Raw genomic sequence first — 15,420 nt, 5'->3', positions numbered from 1 at the left:
AGACGGCTCGCCGCGCCCCCCGGCGCCGCCCGCCATACGCTCGATCCATGCCACGCCGTCCTATGCACATGACCGGCGCAGACGGGGCTGACCTGCGGGCCGCGCTGCGTGACCTGCGGACGAGGCTGGGCGCGCCCACGGAGTTCCCGGCCGCGGTGCTCGCCGAGGCCGAACGGGCGGTCCGGGAACCACGGCTCCCGGACCTCGACGCCACCGACCTCCCCCTGTTCACCATCGACCCGCCGGCCTCCCGCGACCTGGACCAGGCCCTGCACCTGGCGCGGCGCACACGCGGCGGCTACCGCGTGCACTACGCCATCGCGGACGTCGCCGCCTTCGTCACCCCGGGCGGGGCCCTCGACGCCGAGGCCCACCACCGGGTCGCCACCCTCTACTTCCCCGACGCCAAGGTCCCCCTGCATCCGGCCTTGCTCTCCGAAGGGCCGGCCAGCCTGCTGCCCGGGCAGACCTGCCCGGCCCTGCTGTGGCGGTTCGACCTGGACTCCGCCGGCCGGGTGGAGACCACCGAGGTGCGCCGGGCCCTCGTCCGCAGCCGGGCCAAGCTCGACTACGAAGGCGCCCAGCAGGCCATCGACTCCGGGACCGCCGAGGAGTCCCTCGCCCTCCTCAAGGACATCGGCCGGCTGCGCGAGACCCTGGAGCAGGAGCGCGGCGGCGTCTCGTTGAACGTGCCCGAGCAAGAAATCGTCGCGCACGACGGCTCGTACGCCCTCGCCTACCGGGCCCCCCTGCCGGTGGACGGCTGGAACGCCCAGATCTCGCTGATGACCGGCATGGCCGCCGCCGAACTGATGCTCGCCGCCGGAGCCGGCATCCTGCGCACCCTCCCCCACGCCCCCGACGGGGCGGTCGGCCGGCTCCGGCGTACGGCCGGGGCACTGCGGATCGACTGGCCGCACCACGTGCCGTACGCCGAACTCGTGCGCTCCCTCGACCCGCACCTGCCGTCCCACGCCGCGTTCCTCCAGGAGTGCACGGCCCTGCTGCGCGGCGCGGGCTACACGGTGTTCACCGGCGGCACGGTCCCGGACCCCGTCCTGCACGCCGCGGTGGCCGCCCCGTACACGCACTGCACCGCGCCGCTGCGCCGCCTCGTGGACCGGTACGCCGGCGAGCTGTGCGTGGCGGCGGTGGCGGGGGCCGAGCCCCCGCCGTGGGCGCTGTCCGCGCTGGACGCGCTCCCGCAGCGGATGGCGGGCGGGACCAAGCTGGCCAACGCGGCCGAGCGGGAGTGCGTGGACCTCGTCGAGGCGGCCCTGATGAAGGACCACGTCGGCGAGGCCTTCGACGCCACCGTGATCGACGTCGATGACCACGCGCCGCTGGTGGGCACGGTCCACCTAGAGGAACCGGCGGTGGTCGGCCGCGTCGAGTCGCCGTCCGGGCCGCTGCCGCTGGGCGACCGCATCCGGGTCCGGCTGACGGAGGCGGACCCGGGCCGGGCGAAGGTGCGGTTCGCCCCGGCGTGAAGGACCCACGAACCCCACGAGCCAACCCGCGGGCCGTCCGCACCGGGCGGCGCGGTCCGCAGTGCCGCGAGCCGCTGCCGGCGCTCCCGGATCGAGTCCTCCTGGCGGGCCAGGTCGGCGTCGAGCTCTTCGAGTACGTCGGCCAGGTCGCGCCCGGCGTCGTCGGCGAGGACGTCACGCACTTCGTCCAGGCCGAGCCCGAGCTCGGTGAGCCGGCGCACCCGGGCCAGCAGGACGGCATCGCGGATGCTGTAGGCCCGGTAACCGTTGGGGCGCCGCTCCGGTTCCGGGAGCAGGCCGACGTGGTGGTAGTGCCGGACGGCCCGGGTGGTGACCCCGACCAGGGCGGCGATTTCTCCGATGCGCATGCCCGCCAGTAGAAACCCTGCCGCTGCGGCAAGGTCAAGCCGTGACGGCACAGCCGGTAACATGGTCGCCACGGCAGACGAGTCGGCCGGACGGCCGCGTCGGGACCTTCGGGTCCCGCCGAGGAACGTCCGGGCTCCACAGGGCAGGGTGGTGGGTAACGCCCACCCGGGGTGACCCGCGGGACAGTGCCACAGAAAACAGACCGCCGGGGGCTTCGGCCCTCGGTAAGGGTGAAACGGTGGTGTAAGAGACCACCAGCGCCTGGGGTGACCCAGGCGGCTAGGTAAACCCCACCTGGAGCAAGGTCAAGAGGGGTCGGTCGTCTTCGGACGGCCGCCCTGCGCGAACGCTTGAGGGCTGCCCGCCCGAGTTCGCGGGTAGACCGCACGAGGCCGGCGGCAACGCCGGTCCTAGATGGATGGCCGTCTCCCCGGCGACCGCGAGGTCGCCGGGCGACAGAACCCGGCGTACAGGCCGGCTCGTCTGCCGAGCGGGCTCCCGACCAGTTCGGGAGCCCGCTCTTCTTCGTGGCCCGGCTGCCGGCCCCCCGACGGGGGCTGCGGCGCCGGTCAGCGCAGGTGCGCGGTGTCGTTCAGCAGTCGGACCGAGGCGTTGCCGTCCGCGTAGTAGGCCACCGCGGAGAGCGAGGCCGCGGAGAGCTCCATGCGGAACAGCGACTCCGGCGGAGCGCCCAGTGCGAGGCGCACCAGGATCTTGACCGGGGTCACGTGCGTGACCAGCAGCACCGTTCGTCCCGCGTGCGCGGCCAGCAGCCGGTCGCGGGTGGCCGAGATCCGGCGGGTGGCGGCGGCGAAGCTCTCTCCACCGCCCGTGGGAGCCGCCTTCGGGGAGTCCAGCCAGGCCTGGAGGTCGTCCGGGAAGCGTTCCTGCACCTCGGCGAAGGTCAGGCCCTCCCAGGCGCCGAAGTCCACCTCGCGCAGGCCCTGTTCGATGATGACCTCCAACCCGAGGCGGTCCGCGACCACCCGGGCGGTGTCCCGGCAGCGCCGCAGCGGGGAGCTGACGATCGTCTGGACGGTGCCGCGCGCGGCCAGCGCCTCGGCCACGGCGGACGCTTGGCGGCGGCCGGCCGGGGACAGTTCGGGGTCGCTGCCGCCGCTTCCGGAGAAGCGCTTCTGCGGGGTGAGGGCGGTCTCGCCGTGGCGCAGCAGCACGAAGGTCGCCGGGGTCCCCAGGTCGGGGCCCCAGCCGGTGCCGCCCGCAGGGGCGGTGGCCGTGGCGGCGCCGTCGGCGAGGCTGCGGGCCGAACCCGTGTCGGCCGCGGGGGCCGGGACGCGCCCCGCGGCGACCGGGGCCCGGCCGGGCGCGAGCGCCACGGCTTCGCCGAACAGGGTGCCGGCGCCGCCCGCTCCGGCGGAGCCGGAGCGCCTGGTCGCGGCCTCGGCCGGGCCGGTCCCCGTACCCCCGCCGGCGGCCATGGCGGCGCGGACGGCCGCGGCTCCGGCCGCGGCGTCTCCGGGCGGGCCCGCCGGGGGCGCGGTGGCCAGGGCGCGTGCCGCCGAGGAGTCCAGGGCCGCCGAGGAGGCCGAGGGCTCCCACTGCTTGCCGCGCTTGCCCGCGTCCATCGCCTCGTTGGCGAGCCGGTCCGCGTGCTTGTTCCGCTCGCGCGGGATCCATTCGTACGTCACCTGCGAGCGGGGCAGGATCGTCGCCGCCTCCGCCGCGAGGGGCTTCATGTCCGGGTGCTTGATCTTCCAGCGGCCCGACATCTGCTCGACGACCAGCTTGGAGTCCATGCGGACCTGGACCACGGCGTCCGGGGACAGTGCGCGGGCGGCCTTCAGTCCCGCGATGAGGCCTTTGTACTCGGCCACGTTGTTCGTCGCGACGCCGATGTACTCCGCTCGCTCGGCCAGCGTCTCGCCCGTCGCCGGATCGAGGACGACCGCGCCGTAGCCGGCGGGCCCCGGGTTGCCCCGGGAGCCGCCGTCCGCCTCTACGACGAACCGGACATGCCTCTGCATCAGATGCCCGAGTCGGCCGTACGGACCAGGATGCGACCGCAGTTGTCGTGGCGCACGACCTGGTCGCGGGCCGCGGCCTTGATCTCGTTGACCTCGGCCATGTCGAGCTCCAGGCGGCAGCCCTCACAGCGGCGCTGGTACAGGCGGGCGGCGCCGACGCCGCCCTGCTTGACGCGGATCTTCTCGTACAGGGCCATCAGGTCGGCCGGCATGGACGCGACGATGACCTCGCGGTCCTTGGCGATCTTCGCCGCCTCGGCGTCGAGCTCACCGGTGGCCGCGTCGCGGCGGGCGGTGGCGTCGGTCAGCTCGGCTTCGAGGGCCGAGACCCGCCTGGTGAGTTCGGTGACGCGCTCCTGGGCGCCCTCCAGGCGCTCCATGACTTCGAGGACGACGTCCTCCAGGTCGGCCTGGCGCTTGGCGAGGGAGACGACCTCGCTCTGCAGGTTCGCCAGGTCGCGGGCCGAGATGCCCACGCCGGAGTCGAGCCGCTGCTGGTCGCGGGCCGCGCGCTGGCGCACCTGGTCGACGTCCTGCTCCGCCTTGGTCTGCTCGCGGGCGGCGTCGCTCGCCTGCGTCTGGGCCGCCACGAGCAGGTCGCGCTGCTGCGTCAGGTCCTTGGTCAGGGAGTCGACCTCGGTGTGCTCCGGCAGCGACTTGCGCTTGTGGGCGAGCTGAGACAGCCGGACGTCCAGGGCCTGGACGTCGAGAAGTCGGATCTGGTCGGCGGGCTCGGCGTTCAGTTGGGGGCTCCAGAGATAGAAGGGGGTGTGACGGACGGCGCGTGCGCCGTCCACGGGTCGGTGACCGTGCGCGAGACGTGGGTGCGTAGACCCCAGCCGTGGCGCTCGGAGAGGGCGTCGAGCTGCGCGGCGGCCTGCTCGCACCAGGGCCACTCGGTGGCCCAGTGGGCGGCGTCGACAAGGGCGAGCGGGCTCTGCTCGCGGGCCTCGGACACCGGGTGGTGACGCAGGTCGGCGGTGAGGTACGCGTCCACGCCGGCGGCGCGGACCGCCGCGAAGTTGCTGTCGCCGGAGCCGCCGCTGACGGCGACGGTACGGATGACCGCCTCCGGGTCGCCGGCGACCCGGATGCCCTGTGCGGTCTGCGGCAGCCGGGCGGCGGCGCGGGCGGTGAACTCGCGCAGGGTCTCGGGGCGGTCCAGCTCGCAGATGCGACCGAGACCGCGGCGGCCCTCGGGGTCGCTCGGATCGGGGATCAGCGGGCCGGTGATCCGCAGGTCAAGGGCTCCGGCGAGGGCGTCCGAGACGCCGGGGTCGGCGGTGTCGGCATTGGTGTGGGCGACGTGCAGCGCGATGTCGTTCTTGATCAGCGTGTGCACGACGCGGCCCTTGAAGGTGCCGGCCTCGACGGTCGTGGTGCCGCGCAGGTAGAGGGGGTGGTGGGTGACGACCAGGTCGGCGCCCAGCTTCACGGCCTCGTCGACGATCTCCTGCACGGGGTCCACGGCGAACAGGACCCGGGAGACTTCGGCGTCGGGATCGCCGCAGACGGTTCCGACGGCGTCCCACTCCTCGGCCCGCGAGGGGGGCCAGAGAGCGTCCAGCGCGGCGATGACTTCAAAGAGACGGGGCACAGGCCAAGGCTACCGTCCGTACGGGAGCGGCAGAGTCCGTACGGGATCAGGTACGACCCCCCGGTCAAAGGGGTGACCCCGACCGGACTCCACGCACCCCACCCGGCCGGCAACGGACAGCACAATCGTCCCCTCCCTCACAACAGAACCGCCGGCCGGACACCCGTATGTGTGAAGCGGGGGTGGTCGTGCTGTTCGGCTGGAAGTGCGAAAACTAGCTTCCTCACCGGAGGTGACGCACGGATGACTGTCTGTGCCATCGAGATCACGACGACGGCCCCCCTCACCATCGCAGCGGACGGGTCGTACGCGGCCCGACTGGCCGGGGACGGCGAGGCCCGTTACCCGGAGCGCTGGACCCTGGCCGGGCCCGAGCCGTACGCGGTGCCGCTGCCCCTCGCGCAGCCCGAGGAGGCCGACAGCGAGGTCCTGCCCCTGGCCGACGGGCGGGTACTGATCCACCGGCGGGTCGCCGAGCGGCACGCCTTCGCCCTGCTGTACCCGACGGGTGGCGCCGTGGCCGGGCCGCGGACCGGGGAACTCCCGCTGGGCTCGCTGGCGCCCGGGGGCGACCACGTACGGGTGTCCCTGCTGCCCCCGTCCCCGGACGGACACGGCGCGTTCGCGCTGGCCGCCTCGGCGGCCGGGACCACGGTCTGGCAGGTGACCGGGGGCGCCTTCGGGCAGGTGGCCACCGTCCCAGGGCGGTGCTCGGGCGGCGTCTGGCTGGACCGGGCCGGCCGGATGCTGTCCCTGGACTGCGAACTGGACGGCACGACCAAGGCCGTGGCGGTGGACCTGGGCCGCGGCGGCGAGGTCTCCCCGCTGCTCCAGATCGCCGACGGCAGCGACGACCGGCTGCTGCTGGCCGACCCCGACAGCGGGCTGCTGCTGATCCGCTCGAACGCCCCGGGCGAACACCGTCTGGGCTGGGGGGTGCTCGGCAGCTGCCTTCCCGTGCGGTTCCCGGAGTCCCTGCGCGGGGTGACGGCCGTCCCGTTCGCGGTCCAGCCGGGGCAAGCCCTGATGCCGGAGACCTGCGGGGTCGCGCTGCGGTTCGAGGACCCCGGGGGCACGCCCGGTGGGGGCGGGGCGAGCCTCGGCCTGTGGCGCCCCGCCGAGCGGCGCGTCTTCCGCCTCGGCGCGCCAGCTGGCTGGCTCGGCACCGGGTTGTGGAGCCCGCAGGGCCGCCTGCACCTCCCGTACACCACTGCCGAGGTCCCCTGCGGGATCGCGAGCCTGACCCTGCCGGCGTCCCCGCCGCCGCCGGTCCGGCTGGACCCGGCGACGACCGCGCCCCGCCCGGTGCCGCTCCAGCAGGCACCGCTGTAGGGGTCAGCGGCCTTCGAAGGCCAGGTCGCGGGCCGCATCCAGGGCCGTTGCCACGGCGCCCAGCAGGACCGCGTCCTCCCCCAGGCCGCTGGGCACCACCTTCGGCCGCAGCGGCGTGAGGGTGCGCAACGTCTGCCGGACGGTGCGCAGCAGTAGGTCGGCGCTGTGGCCGACGCCGCCGCCGAGGACGACGAGGTCCGGGTCGAGGACGGCGGAGACCGCCGCGACGGTGTGGGCGAGGCGTTCGCCCTCCAGCTCGACGGCCCGGGCTGCGGCCGGGTCCCCGGCCCGGGCGGCGTCGAAGACGTCCTTGGCGCTGAGCGGGCCGGTCATCCCGTGGGCGCGGGCCTCCTGGACCACCGCTTCCGCCGAGACGGCGTCCTCCATGCTGTCGGGCTCGGGCTCGCGGCGGCCCGCCCACGGCAGGAAGCCGATCTCACCGGCCCCGCCGTGCGCTCCGGTGAACAGCCGGCCCTCGCTGACAATGCCCATGCCGAGGCCGGTCCCGATCATGAGGTAGACGAAGAGCCTGCTGCCTGCGCCGACGCCGTACGTGTACTCGCCGAGCGCGGCGAGATTGGCGTCGTTCTGCACGGCGACCGGCAGCCCGAGCCCGTCGCGGATCCGGTCGAGCAGTCCCGGGCGGCCCCAGCCGGGCAGGTGCTGGGCGTACCGCACCCTGCGCGTGTCCTCGTCGTAGACGCCGGGCGTGCCGACCACGGCCCGGGTGACCTTGCGCGGGTCCAGTCCGGAGTCGGCGACGAGCCCGCGGGCGGCGGACACGGCGAGATCGGCCATGCTGTTCGCGGTGCGGGCCCCGTTGCGCACGCCGGAGCGGGCCACGACCGTACCGTCGAGGTCGGCCAGCGCCACGCGCAGCCAGCTGCGGCCGATGTCGACCCCGAGGGCGTAGCCGGCCGTCGGATCGGGGGCGTACAGCACGGCGATCCGGCCCCGCTCGGGCGCGTGCGTACCGACCTTCCGTACCAGGCCGGCCTGTTCGAGGGCGGCGAGCGCGCTGGAGACCGTGGGCTTGGACAGCCCGGTCTCCCGGGCGAGTTGCGCCCGCGAGGCGGCTCCGCCGGCCCGCAGCCGGTCCCACAGCAGCCGCTCGTTGGCACTCCGCTGCCGCTGGGGGGTCCAGGGCTGCTCCGCGCCCTCGTCACTGCTGGTCATCAGGCCATTCTCACGCAACCGGGACCACGGCGGAGGATCCGCGCAGCCCCGGGAGGGGGCGACGTCTGCCGTGGTATTCAGAGTGACGAGCCCTGGAGTTGGAGGACGACTGACGAGCGCTGACGAGCGCTGACCTGCGCTGACCTGCGCCGTCCCGGCCGACCCCGCGCCGGGCAGGTCCTGCGAGGAGCATCCGTTCAGGGCCTTCGCGCGGAAGAGTGGGCGAGAGCTCTCCCGCGGGAGTGTCCGGGCCGCTTCCGTGGTCCGGGTGGCGAAGACGACGAAGGTGATGAACATGGCGCCGACAGTGCGGGCGGTACGGCCGTGAACACGGCCGGCCGACGTCCCGTCGAATCGGTCTGGGACTATCCGCGCCCGCCGCGCGTCGAGCGCGACGACCGGCACGTCGTCGTGCTCGTCGACGGCGTGCCCGTCGCGGATTCGCGCAGGTGCCTGCGGGTCCTGGAGACGAGCCATCCCCCGGTGTTCTACATCCCGCGGGACGACACGCGCAGCGACCTGCTCACCCCCTCGGGCACGCGCACGTGGTGCGAGTGGAAGGGCGTGGCGACGTACTGGGACTTCAGTCCGCCCGATCCGCAGGCGCGGCGGGCCGACATCGGCTGGAGCTACGAGAGCCCCTCCCCCGCCTACTCCGCGATCGCGCGGTGCCTGGCCTTCTACCCGAGCCGTGTCACCTCGTGCTCCGTCGACGGAGAGTCCGTGGTCCCCCAGCCGGGCGACTTCTACGGAGGGTGGATCACCGGGGAGATCGAAGGCCCCTTCAAGGGCCCGCCGGGAACGCGCGGCTGGTGACTGCGGGGTACGGGGCGTGCGCGCCGGGCCCTGCGGCGGTTCCGGGAGCCGCCCGGTCAGTCGCGGGCACTGCGCAGCAGGGTGAGCCGCTCGTTCATGGACGTCAGGAACCTGACGACGACGGACAGTTCGCCCGCACTGAACTCGGCCCGGACGGCGTCGGTGGTGCGGGCCAGCGGCATGAAGTAGTCACGGGCGACCTCGCGGCCCGCGGGCGCGTACTGCAAGTGCACCACGCGCCGGTCGTCCGGGGCCCGGGTCCGGCGTACGTGGCCGGCTCGTTCGAGGCGGTCCAGGCAGGCCGTGACCGCACCCGAGGTGAGGTTGAGCTGCTCCCCCAAGCGCCCGGGCGTCATCGGCTGGCCGGAGCCGTCGCTGCCGTTGTCCAGGAGGGCGATCAGTGCTTGGACGTCCGTGGGGTGCAGGCCGTGCGCCTGGGCGAACTCGTGGGCCATGCGGTTGAACTCGTTGTTCATCCGGCGCAGCAACACGGCGAAGGCCTGGAGGTCCGTGGGGTCCTGGGGCGGAGCTGCGTGCGGGTCTTCCTTCGTGCCGGCCATGCCTCAAGGATAATATCTCTCGATCGTTGAGATACTTTATCGTTGAGCGACATGCCGGAGCCGGGGTCGTAGCCGTGACACAGAGCGGAATTGGGGAAGCAATGGGCATCACCGCACACCGACGCGTCCGATGGCTGTTGCCCGTCGTCCTCGTCGTCGTCTGGCTCGCGGTCGGCGGCGCGCTCGGCCCCTACGCGGGGAAGTTGGGTGAGGTCTCCACGAACGACCAGGCGGCGTTCCTGCCGCGGAGCGCCGAGGCCACGGAAGTGGCCGCCGAGCAGGAGGCGTTGCGCCAGTCGCAGGCCCTCCCCGCCATCGCGGTCTGGACCGCAGACCGGGGTCCCCTCACGCCCGGGCAGCAGGAGTCGGCCACCCGCGCACTGGCCGGCCTCCAAGGGATGCCGGGGGTGGTGGGCGCACCCTCGCCCGCCCTTCCCTCCCGGGACGGCAGGGCGCTACAAGGCGTCGTCCAGCTGGAACCGGACCTCGGGGACGACCTCGCCACGACGTTGGACCGCATCCGCACCGCGACCGATTCCGTACCGGGCACGACCGCGCAGCTCACGGGACCGGCGGCCACCCAGGCCGACTTGAAGGAAGCCTTCGGCGGAATCGACGGCCTCCTGCTGGGGGTGGCGCTCGGTGCCGTACTCGTGATCCTCCTGGCCGTCTACCGCAGTGTCCTGCTGCCGTTCGTGATCATTCTCGGCGCCGTGTTCTCGCTGGCGCTGGCATGCGCCGTCGTCTACGTCCTGGCCCGGCACGACATCGTGCGGGTCGACGGACAGGTGCAGGGCATCCTCTCGATCCTGGTGATCGGCGCCGCCACCGACTACGCCCTCCTGTACGCCGCCCGCTTCCGCGAGGAGGTGGCCGACCGGGACGACAGGTTCGCCGCAGCCCGCGCGGCCCTGCGGCGGTCCTTCGGCGCGATCACCGCGAGCGCCGCGACCGTCGCGCTCGCCCTTCTCGCGCTGCTCGCCAGCGATCTGACGAACAACCGCGCCCTGGGGCCGGTGGGAGCCATCGGGATCGTGTGCGCCGTGCTCAGCACGCTGACGTTCCTGCCCGGCGTGCTCGTCCTGCTCGGCCGGTCCGCCTACTGGCCGGCCCGGCCGAAGCCCACCCGGGGCGCCTCCGGCGGGCACGAGATCTGGCGGCGCATCGCCGCCCTCGTGGACCGTTCACCGCGGCGCGTGTGGGTGTCCGCAGCCCTGCTGCTCGCCCTCCTGGCCGGCTTCTCGTCCCTGCTGTCCGCCAAGGGCGTACCGCTGGACGAGATCTTCGTCAACGAAGCGCGGTCCGTGACGGCCCAGCAGACCCTGAGCGAGCACTTCCCTGGCGGATCGGGCAACCCGGCCGTCATCGTGACCAACGCAGCCGCGGCCGAAGCGGTGAAGACCGCTGCGGAAGGGACGGAGGGGGTGACCTCGGCCACCCTGCGCGGAGGGCCGGCGCCCGGGGCCGCACCGGGCACCGGGCGGGTGCGGATCGATGCGACCCTCGAAGACGCCGCGGACAGCGACGCCGCGAAGGAGACGGTCGGACGGCTGCGCACCGCGGTGCACGCGGTACCGGAGGCAGGAGCCCTGGTGGGCGGCTACACCGCCCAGCAGTACGACACCCAGCGGACCGCACAGCAGGACCGGAACCTGATCGTGCCCGTCGTACTGGCGATCATCCTGGCCATCCTCGTCCTGCTCCTGCGCTCGTTCCCCATCCCCCTGCTGCTGGTGGCGACGGTGGCGTTGAACTACCTGGCCACGCTGGGAGTCGCCGCGCTGGTCTTCCGGCACGCCTTCGGATTCACCGGCACCGACGCATCCGTGCCGCTGTACGGGTTCGTCTTCCTCGTCGCCCTGGGCGTGGACTACAACATCTTCCTCATGTCGCGGGTGCGCGAGGAGTCCTTGCTGCACGGCCCCCGGGAGGGCGTCCTGCGCGGGCTGACGGCGACGGGCGGAGTGATCACCTCGGCGGGCGTGGTACTGGCCGCGACCTTCGCCGCGCTGATCGTCATCCCGCTCGCCTTCCTCGCGCAGATCGCCTTCATCGTCGCCTTCGGCGTCCTCCTGGACACCCTCCTCGTCCGGTCCCTGCTCGTCCCCGCCCTGGTGCTGGACATCGGGCCGCGCGCCTGGTGGCCCAGCAAGCTGGCACGGCAAGGGGCGGCTGCGCCCCGGGACCGCAGCCGCCCCGTCACCTGAGGCCTTCGGGCCGGTGCCGTCGGGCCGGTGCCGTCGGGCCTGTCGTCAACGTCCCGTCCGGCGGCAACGCCACGTTGACGACAGGGCCACATCGCGGGTCAGGCGTGCTTGAGGCCCAGCACCTCCGCCGCCGCGAACGTCTCGTTCGCCGGGCGGGAGTCGTAGTGCGGGGTGAGGAGTTCGTCCAGCTCCTCGTAGGAGAACGCCTCCTTGCTCGTGTCGAACTTCGCCGCCACCTTCGGGCGTTCCATCACGACCACGATCCCGCCGTGCACGACGAACAGCTGCCCGTTGACCTTCGCCGAGGCCGGCGAGGCGAGGTAGCCGACCAGCGGGGAGACGTGCTCGGGGGCCAGCGGGTCGAGCTTGCCCTCCTCCGGCACCTGGAAGCCCGCGAAGACGTCCTCCGTCATCCGGGTCCGCGCCCGCGGGCAGATGGCGTTGGCCGTGACCCCGTACTTTGCGAGGGCCAGGGCGGTCGAGGTCGTCAGGCCCACGATGCCGCCCTTGGCCGCCGCGTAGTTCGGCTGACCGGCCGAGCCACCGAGGAAGGCTTCGGAGGAGGTGTTGACGATCCGGCCGTAGACCGGGCCGCCCGCTGCCTTCGACCGCTCGCGCCAGTGCACGGAGGCGAAGTGCGTGGTGTTGAAGTGACCCTTGAGGTGGACCCGGATGACCGAGTCCCACTCCGCCTCCGACATGGAGAAGACCATCCGGTCGCGCAGGATGCCCGCGTTGTTGACCAGGACGTCGAGCTTCCCGAAGCTGTTCACCGCCAGCTCGACCAGCTCGCGCGCCTGCTCGAAATCGGCCACGTCGCCGAGGTGCGCCACCGCCTGCCCGCCCGCGGCACGGATCTCTGCGGCCACCTCCTCCGCGGGAGCGGCCGAGGCCTCTCCGGAGCCGTCCCGTCCGCTCTGGCCGAAGTCGTTGACGACCACGCTCGCGCCGAGCCGGGCGAGCTCGATCGCCTCGGCGCGGCCGAGCCCGCGGCCGGCGCCGGTGACGACGGCGGACAGTCCCTCAAGTGGGAGTGACATCTGGCGGATTCCTCTCAGAGTTCGATGCAGGTGCGCAGGGCCACGCCCGTGCGCATCTGGTCGAGGGCGTCGTTGATCTCGCCGAGCTGCACCCGGTGCGTGATCAGGCCCGCCAGGTCCACCCGGCCCGCCCGCCACAGCGCGATGGTGCGCTCGTACGAGCGGAGCACGTCCCCGCCCCCGTACATCGACGGCAGGATCTTCTTCTCGTCGAAGAACAGCGAGAACATGTTGATCGAGTAGTTGTCGTCGAGGGCGCCCGCGCCGACCACGACGACGGAGCCGCCGCGCCGGGTCATCTCGTACGCGGTGTGCGTGGTCGCGGACTTGCCGACGACCTCGAAGACGTAGTCGAAGCCCTCGCCCGCCGTGATCCGGTTCTTGGCGTCGGCGAAGGCGTCCGGCGCGACCGCCTCGGTCGCCCCGAACCTCAGCGCCGCCTCGCGCCGCGAGCCCACCGGGTCCACCGCGACGATCTGCGCCGCGCCCTGCACCTTCGCGCCCTGGATGACCGAGATGCCGACGCCGCCGCAGCCGATGACCGCGACCGAGGACCCGGCCTCCACCTCAGCGGTGTTGATGGCCGCGCCGAGCCCGGTGGTCACTCCGCAGCCGATCAGTGCGGCGATGTCGTACGGCAGGTCGTCGGGGATGGGGACGGCGCACGCGGCGGGCACCACCATCTCCTCCGCGAAGGTGCCGGTGCCGGCGAAGCCGAAGACGTCCCCGCCGGTCGTGCGGCGGAAGTTGGGGGTGGCCACGTTTCCGAAGGCCTCCAGGCACAGGTGGCCCTGACCCCGCTTGCAGGCGGGGCAGTGCCCGCACGGCGGGAGCCAGCAGACGAGGACCCGGTCACCGATCCGGTGGCTGGTGACCCCGTCACCGACGTCGACGATCTCGCCCGCGCCCTCGTGTCCGGGGATGAAGGGGGCCGGCTGCGGCAGCACGCCGCTCATCGCGGAGAGGTCCGAGTGGCACAGGCCGGTGGCCCTGATGCGGATCCTCACCTTGCCGGGGCCGAAGCCCACGGTCTCCATGTCCTCGACGACCTCTAGCTTGTCCTGCCCTATCTCGCTCTGCAGTGCTGCGCGCACGGTGCGGCTCCTTGGCTCTGGGCTACGTGGACTACGCGTGTTCGACGACGGTGTCGGCGAGGACCGGCGCGTCGTCCCGTTCGACGGCGGTCACGGAGACCTGGACCCGGCCGGGCTCCTGCCACATCCGGATCCGCAGGGTCTCGCCCGGGAAGACGATCCCGGCGAAGCGCGTGCGGTAGGCGCGGACCCGCGACACGTCCCCGCCCAGGGCCGTGTCGACGACGGCCTTGAGGGTCATCCCGTACGAACACAGGCCGTGCAGGATCGGCCGGTCGAAGCCGGCCGCCTTGGCGAACTCTGGGTCGGCATGCAGGGGGTTCCAGTCACCGGAGAGCCGGTACAGGAGCGCCTGTTCCTCGCGGATGTGCCGCTCCTCGACGCGATCCGGCTCCCGCCCGGGCGCCTCGGACCGGGCGGACGGCCCGCGGTCGCCGCCGAAGCCGCCTTCCCCCCGTACGAAGATCTGCGCGTCGCTGGTCCACAGCGGCCCGTCGGCGTCCGCGACCGCAGAGCGCAGGACGATGACGGCCGCCTTGCCCTTGTCGTAGACGGCGGCGACCTTGGAGCTGGAGGTGGCGCGGCCCTTGGTCGGGATCGGCCGGTGCAGTTCGATGGAGTGACCGCCGTGCAGGACGGCGGCCAGGTTCACGTCGATCCCGGGCGCGGAGAGGCCGCCCAGCATGGCCATGCCGGCACCGGCGACGGTGGCGAAGCTGGGGAGTACGTGGAGCTTGGACTCCAGGGTGTAGCGCAGCTCGTCGGGATCGGTGGCGGGGGCACCCGCACCGAGGCCGAGGTGGTAGAGCTGGATGTCCTTGTGGTCCCAGGCGATGTCTGCCTGGCGGGGGTCCGCGGCGAGGGCCTTGGCGGCATCGATCGGCATTGAGGATGCTGCTCCTTTTCTCGACGTGCTCGTTCCACTGCGTGGAAGACCTCGGCGCGGCCGTCCGCACCGTCGGCCGCACCGAGGTCGTATGCGGGACCGGTTCTAGAACGCGTTCTAGAACCGGTGAGGCATGTATAACGCACGTCCCATTAGTTGGGAAGACTCCTGACTTCGCGTCAGGATGACCTTGGCCGGTGCGTGTTGCCGGCCGCTCGGAGGCCGCCGTCCTCAGGGCTGTCCCGTAATCCCCGGCGGGCGCACCACGACAGCTACGGCACCTCGCCGCGTTGCCGGAACCTCCGAATACGCCCGGTACGGGGGTGCCCCTCCACCTTGCGGTGCACCGCATCTGACGCCGTGCGCTGATCCACCAGGGATGAGGGGACAGCCCTTAGGCTGGCGGGGTGGACGAAATGTCGGTGAACCACCGCCCCGCCAGGTCCTTGCAGGTCCTGCTGTTCCCGCCGGACGCTGCACTGGCCCTACGGCTGGGCCTCCAACCGGACATCGAGGTGGTGGCCTCGACACTGGCCCGCCCGGCGGTGGCGCTGGTGGAGGAGCTCGCGTCGGTGGCGACACTGCTGGCGGACGATCCGGAATGCCGGGTGCTGGTCCTGACCGGGTCGGCGCACCCGGGGCTGCGCGACGCCGCCCTGGCCGCGGGCGCGGCGGGCCTGGTCCTGCGGGACGGTCCGCTGGAGGACCTGGCGGATTCCATCCGCCGCGCCTCCCGGGGCGAAACGGTCATCGACCCCGCACTCGGAGCGCCGTAGCCCTCCGGGCGTGCACCTCGCCGCTGCGCGGAGCCGTTCCCGGCCGCGCCCTTTCTCCGTTTCCCGGGGCACCCCGGACCCCGCGAGGGCGG

13 protein-coding genes, 1 other RNA gene and 1 pseudogene are annotated in these 15,420 nt (G+C 73.2%); 6 read left to right on the top strand and 9 right to left on the bottom strand.

Annotation, left to right across the window (positions count from 1 at the left end; genetic code table 11):
• Positions 1-47 precede the first annotated feature (47 nt).
• Positions 48-1,490 carry an RNB domain-containing ribonuclease gene (locus ABZZ20_RS11420; protein WP_356869175.1) on the top strand — a complete coding sequence of 481 codons (1,443 nt, stop codon included), beginning with the start codon at positions 48-50 and terminating at the stop codon, positions 1,488-1,490.
• A gap of 29 nt (positions 1,491-1,519) precedes the next feature.
• On the opposite strand, the pseudogene ABZZ20_RS11415 reads toward ABZZ20_RS11420, so the two are convergent.
• Positions 1,520-1,858 (bottom strand): annotated as a pseudogene (locus ABZZ20_RS11415) (MerR family transcriptional regulator); the annotation flags it as partial.
• A 78-nt stretch (positions 1,859-1,936) separates the two neighbouring features.
• Here ABZZ20_RS11415 and rnpB point away from each other — a divergent pair.
• Positions 1,937-2,345, top strand: an RNA gene (rnpB, locus tag ABZZ20_RS11410) — RNase P RNA component class A.
• Between the two features lie 83 nt (positions 2,346-2,428).
• On the opposite strand, the gene ABZZ20_RS11405 is transcribed toward rnpB, so the two are convergent.
• From ABZZ20_RS11405 to ABZZ20_RS11395, 3 genes are read right to left on the bottom strand one after another with little or no spacing between them, the layout of a single operon-like run.
• Positions 2,429-3,844, bottom strand: a complete 1,416-nt coding sequence (locus tag ABZZ20_RS11405) for a bifunctional RNase H/acid phosphatase (RefSeq protein WP_356869174.1) — start codon at positions 3,842-3,844, stop codon at positions 2,429-2,431.
• A complete protein-coding gene (locus ABZZ20_RS11400; protein WP_356869430.1) occupies positions 3,844-4,587 on the bottom strand; it encodes a C4-type zinc ribbon domain-containing protein in 744 nt (247 codons plus the stop codon). Before ABZZ20_RS11400 ends, ABZZ20_RS11405 begins: the two co-directional genes overlap by 1 nt.
• The gene (locus ABZZ20_RS11395; RefSeq protein ID WP_356869173.1) at positions 4,584-5,441 is read right to left on the bottom strand and encodes a Nif3-like dinuclear metal center hexameric protein; all 858 of its coding nucleotides are present in this window, start codon (positions 5,439-5,441) and stop codon (positions 4,584-4,586) included. The genes ABZZ20_RS11400 and ABZZ20_RS11395 overlap by 4 nt, the downstream gene beginning before the upstream one ends.
• Before the next feature lie 243 nt (positions 5,442-5,684).
• On the opposite strand from ABZZ20_RS11395, the gene ABZZ20_RS11390 reads away from it, so the two are divergent.
• A complete protein-coding gene (locus ABZZ20_RS11390) occupies positions 5,685-6,773 on the top strand; it encodes a hypothetical protein (protein ID WP_356869172.1) in 1,089 nt (362 codons plus the stop codon).
• Positions 6,774-6,776: 3 nt separating this feature from the next.
• Here the strand turns inward: ABZZ20_RS11390 and ABZZ20_RS11385 are convergent, their stop codons facing one another.
• Positions 6,777-7,949: an ROK family transcriptional regulator gene (locus tag ABZZ20_RS11385; RefSeq protein ID WP_356869171.1), complete on the bottom strand. Its 1,173-nt coding sequence runs from the start codon at positions 7,947-7,949 to the stop codon at positions 6,777-6,779.
• Between the two features lie 324 nt (positions 7,950-8,273).
• Here ABZZ20_RS11385 and ABZZ20_RS11380 point away from each other — a divergent pair, with 324 nt between their 5' ends.
• A complete protein-coding gene (locus ABZZ20_RS11380) occupies positions 8,274-8,765 on the top strand; it encodes a DUF427 domain-containing protein (protein ID WP_356869170.1) in 492 nt (163 codons plus the stop codon).
• A gap of 56 nt (positions 8,766-8,821) precedes the next feature.
• Here the strand turns inward: ABZZ20_RS11380 and ABZZ20_RS11375 are convergent, their stop codons facing one another.
• On the bottom strand, positions 8,822-9,325 hold the full coding sequence (locus ABZZ20_RS11375; protein WP_356869169.1) for a MarR family transcriptional regulator: 504 nt from the start codon (positions 9,323-9,325) through the stop codon (positions 8,822-8,824).
• A 101-nt stretch (positions 9,326-9,426) separates the two neighbouring features.
• Between ABZZ20_RS11375 and ABZZ20_RS11370 the strand changes: the two genes are divergently transcribed.
• Entirely contained in the window at positions 9,427-11,532 is a 2,106-nt protein-coding gene (locus ABZZ20_RS11370) for an MMPL family transporter (RefSeq protein ID WP_356869168.1), read from the top strand.
• A 98-nt stretch (positions 11,533-11,630) separates the two neighbouring features.
• On the opposite strand, the gene ABZZ20_RS11365 is transcribed toward ABZZ20_RS11370, so the two are convergent.
• From ABZZ20_RS11365 to ABZZ20_RS11355, 3 genes are read right to left on the bottom strand one after another with little or no spacing between them, the layout of a single operon-like run.
• Entirely contained in the window at positions 11,631-12,572 is a 942-nt protein-coding gene (locus ABZZ20_RS11365) for a 3-oxoacyl-ACP reductase (RefSeq protein WP_356869167.1), read from the bottom strand.
• A 14-nt stretch (positions 12,573-12,586) separates the two neighbouring features.
• Positions 12,587-13,666, bottom strand: a complete 1,080-nt coding sequence (locus ABZZ20_RS11360) for a Zn-dependent alcohol dehydrogenase (protein WP_356869166.1) — start codon at positions 13,664-13,666, stop codon at positions 12,587-12,589.
• A gap of 31 nt (positions 13,667-13,697) precedes the next feature.
• Positions 13,698-14,552 (bottom strand): MaoC/PaaZ C-terminal domain-containing protein, encoded by an 855-nt coding sequence (locus tag ABZZ20_RS11355; RefSeq protein WP_356869165.1) that lies wholly within the window; start codon positions 14,550-14,552, stop codon positions 13,698-13,700.
• 416 nt (positions 14,553-14,968) lie between these two features.
• Between ABZZ20_RS11355 and ABZZ20_RS11350 the strand changes: the two genes are divergently transcribed.
• Positions 14,969-15,328 (top strand): DNA-binding response regulator, encoded by a 360-nt coding sequence (locus tag ABZZ20_RS11350; protein WP_356869429.1) that lies wholly within the window; start codon positions 14,969-14,971, stop codon positions 15,326-15,328.
• Positions 15,329-15,420: the final 92 nt, after the last annotated feature.

It is taken from the genome of Streptomyces sp. NPDC006430 (assembly GCF_040612395.1).
Classification (GTDB): Bacteria; Actinomycetota; Actinomycetes; order Streptomycetales; family Streptomycetaceae; genus Streptomyces.
The sequence above is the reverse complement of the archived record's forward strand: the minus strand, read 5'-3'. Positions and strand labels throughout refer to the sequence as shown.